Source organism: Treponema sp., assembly GCF_045657965.1.
Lineage (GTDB): Bacteria > Spirochaetota > Spirochaetia > Treponematales > Treponemataceae > Treponema_D.
Map to the genome: position 1 here is coordinate 1 of NZ_JAZOUG010000113.1, position 3,686 is coordinate 3,686.

2 protein-coding genes are annotated in these 3,686 nt (G+C 38.0%); one reads left to right on the forward strand and one right to left on the reverse strand.

Annotated elements, in window-relative coordinates; genetic code table 11:
- A partial coding sequence (locus ACKI5B_RS04195; protein ID WP_407426141.1) for a type I restriction endonuclease subunit R occupies positions 1-3,030 on the forward strand: 3,030 nt, incomplete at its 5' end.
- A gap of 37 nt (positions 3,031-3,067) precedes the next feature.
- Here ACKI5B_RS04195 and ACKI5B_RS04200 read toward each other — a convergent pair.
- A partial coding sequence (locus tag ACKI5B_RS04200; protein ID WP_407426143.1) for an LptF/LptG family permease occupies positions 3,068-3,686 on the reverse strand: 619 nt, incomplete at its 5' end.

Genomic DNA, 3,686 nt, shown 5'->3' on the forward strand with positions numbered 1-3,686 from the left:
GATTATAAACAACGAACTTTTAGTGAAGATGCAATTCCAAAAAACAAAGTTGTAGTTGCAATAAAAAAGCCTTCTCAAGATGAACTTCAGAAATACAAAGACGAAATTGATTCAAAAGATAATACAATAGAAGAATTGAAAAAGCAGCTTGCCCAGGCACTTGCTTCAATTCAAAATAATAAGATCCATCCTTCTAATAAACCAGATCTGAAAGTTGAAGATTTAAGTGAATTCCAGACAAGGAAGATGTTTATCGATGAAGATCTTAAAACTCTTGGCTGGAGAATTGATCAGGTTCAGGTTGTTGAAGAATATAAAGTTGATGATATGGAAGGTATATCTGGCAAAACAGGTTATATTGACTATGTTTTGTTTGGAAAAGATGGGGCTCCACTTGCTGTTGTTGAAGCAAAGAAAACTACAAAAGACCCGAATGTAGGTAAGCAGCAGGCTGTTTTATATGCAGATTGTCTTGAACGAAAGTTTAATCGACGTCCATTTATCTTCTATACTAATGGCTTTGAAACCTTCTTCTGGGATGACAGTCAGTATGCACCTCGTTCTGTAAGTATGATTTTTGCGATGGCTGATTTGCAAAAGCTTATGGACCGCCGTAAGCTTCTTGTAGATTTGAATCATGTAAAAATCAATACAGATATTTCTGGCCGCCCTTATCAGATGAAGGCAATTCGTTCAATCTGTGCTGAAATGGAAAAGAAAATCCGTAAGTTCCTGCTTGTCATGGCAACTGGAACCGGAAAGACAAGAACCGCAATCAGCATTGTAGATGTATTGAGTCGTGCTCATTATGTTTCAAACGTGCTCTTTCTTGCAGACCGAATCCAGCTTGTTGAACAGGCATATGACGCTTTCCGTGAAAATTGTCCGGATGTAACTGTATGCAATCTGCTTGATGCAAAAGACAAAGCTGAAAACAAAGGTGCACGAATCGTATTCAGTACATATCCAACTATCTTAAATGCTATTGATACTGAGAAAAATAAAGACGGCAACCGTACATTTACTCCGGCTCATTTTGATTTGATTATCATTGATGAGGCACATCGTTCCATCTTTAAGAAATACCGAGCAATCTTTGAATACTTTGATGCATACCTTGTAGGACTTACAGCTACTCCGCGCCGCGATGTTGATAAATCAACATTCGAGTTCTTTGAACTTCAGGACGATGTTCCAACTGATGTTTATGAATATGAAACAGCTGTTGCGGCTAACTATCTGGTTCCATATCATGCAATTGAAAAGACTTCAACATTCCTTGATGAAGGAATCAATAAAGAAAACTTGAGTGAAGAAGATTTAGAAAAGGTCCGTCGCCAGGAAGAAGAAAGCGAAGAACCTTTTGAAGAGATTCCTCCAAAGGCAATTAACGAATATGTATTCAATGAAGATACAACTCGCCAGGTTCTTGAAGACTTAATGACAAAAGGGATTAAAACTGGGGGCGGTGATAAACTTGGTAAGACAATCATCTTTGCTTACAACAAAAATCATGCCCAGCACATTGTGGACACCTTTGATAAATTCTGGCCGCAGTATAAAGGCAAGATGTGTCAGAGAATTGTCTGTGATGATACAAAAGTAAAATCTACCATCAAGGAATTCAAAAAGACAGATTCACAGCTGCAGATTGCTGTTAGTGTTGATATGCTCGATACCGGAGTTGATATTCCAGAAGTTGTAAATCTTGTTTTCTATAAAAAGATTCGAAGTAAAATAAAATTCTGGCAGATGATTGGCCGTGGAACCCGACTTGCTCCAAATCTCGTATGCACAGATGAAACAGGTTCTTATGTTGGTAAGAAGTATTTCTACATTTTTGATTACCTTAGAAATTTTGAATTCTTCCGCGAAGAAAAGAACGGCATTGAAGGAGCTTCCGGAAAATCTGTAAGTGAAAGAATCTTTGCTCATAAGTGTGCGGTCATAAAACTTCTGCAGGATTCAAAAAATTTATGTCATTCCGAACTTGATTCGGAATCTCAAAATCTCTTTCTTACTTACCGTAATCAGCTTATAAGCGAAGTTCATGCCCAGATTACCGCATTAAATACATCGCTTACACCTGTTCATCTTGTCTTGAAGCATGTCCTTAAATTCCAGAATGAAAAGAGCTTTGAATGTCTGACCGATGAAGATGTAATGAATCTTTCAAAGTACATTGCTCCACTAGTATTCAATGGAGAACTGGATCAATATGCAAAAGGCTTTGATAATTTCTGTTACGGAATAATGGAATTACAGTTGTCAGAACAACCTATAGATCTTTACCGCTCAAAGATTAAGGCTGTAGCTGAAAAACTTTTGACTAAAACATCTATCAAAGCTGTTCGAGACCATTTACCTCGCCTCCAGCTGCTTTCGGTTAATTCATATTATGACGAATTACATGTCCTTGATTATGAAGAAATCCGCAAAGAGATTCGTGACCTGGCTCAATTCTCTGTAGATAGTGGTCATGATCCTATTTTTATTGATTATGGTGATACTGTAACAAACGTGGATGTACCTGCTGAAGCACAAGATCCAATTCCCGCAGACAACTTTGAAGAGTACAAGAAGAAAGTCGATGCTTATCTTTCTGAACACATGAAAGATGAAGCCATTAATAAGCTGCGTACAAATCAGCCTCTTACAAAAGATGACTTTGACAGTTTAAATCACATCTTCAAGGAAGAACTTGGAAACGAAAAGTTGTTCAACCAGCTTTCTGAAGGAAAATCACTTGGAGTGTTCATTCGCAGGGCAACAAAAATGGACAAAGATTCTATAAACGACTACTTTGCAGAATTTATAAATGATGCCAACATGAACAGCATGCAGATTGAGTTTGTTCAGCGTCTGATTAACATTATCGTTGAACAGGGCGAAATCAATATGGATGCCCTCATGAAAGGCCGTGCCCCATTCGATCGTCCGAAGTTCTTTATGCTGTTTGGGAAAGAAGCCCAGAACAGGATTTTTGCTGTTGTACGTAATATCAATATGAATGCAAAGGAAATTGCATAGAACTTTGAGCAGTTTTATCAGTACAGCTTTTTTAACACTATGTTCTTGCATAGCGCAGAACCACAGTTGCAATCACGACGAACATGAAAACCGGGAACCAGGCTCCCATGAATGGTGAAATTGCACCGAACTTAGCAAGAAGCATCGTAATCATCTGAGTGACATAAAACAGAACCGCCGCACTGATACATGAAGCAAGACTCATAAGCATGACATTTTTGCGCGTTTTACCGCTTAAGCCCACAGATAAAAAAACAACGATGAACAATATGAAAGGAAACGAATATTTTTTGTAATAAAGGCTTAAAGGTTCGGCAAAAGGAAGACCGGCTTTCTGCAAATGCTCGATATAAACCCTGGCTGTTGCAGAATCTACAGTTTCTACGCTTATTACATTATTCTGAAATGTTTCCGGAGGTTCTGTAAGACGGTTTTTATTTTCAACTGTTACGCTTCCAGATGTAATCGTGCCGTCTTTTAATGTGTACTGAATGCCGCCGGAAAGGTTCCATTTTTCATCACGCCAGGATGCAGAATCGGCACGGATAATTGAATTTAAAGTTTTGTCATCATTACGGATTATTATATAAAGTGCAGTAAGTCGTTTTGCTGTATCGTCATAAAATTCTGCCTTATAACAGATTTTTCCGTTTTCA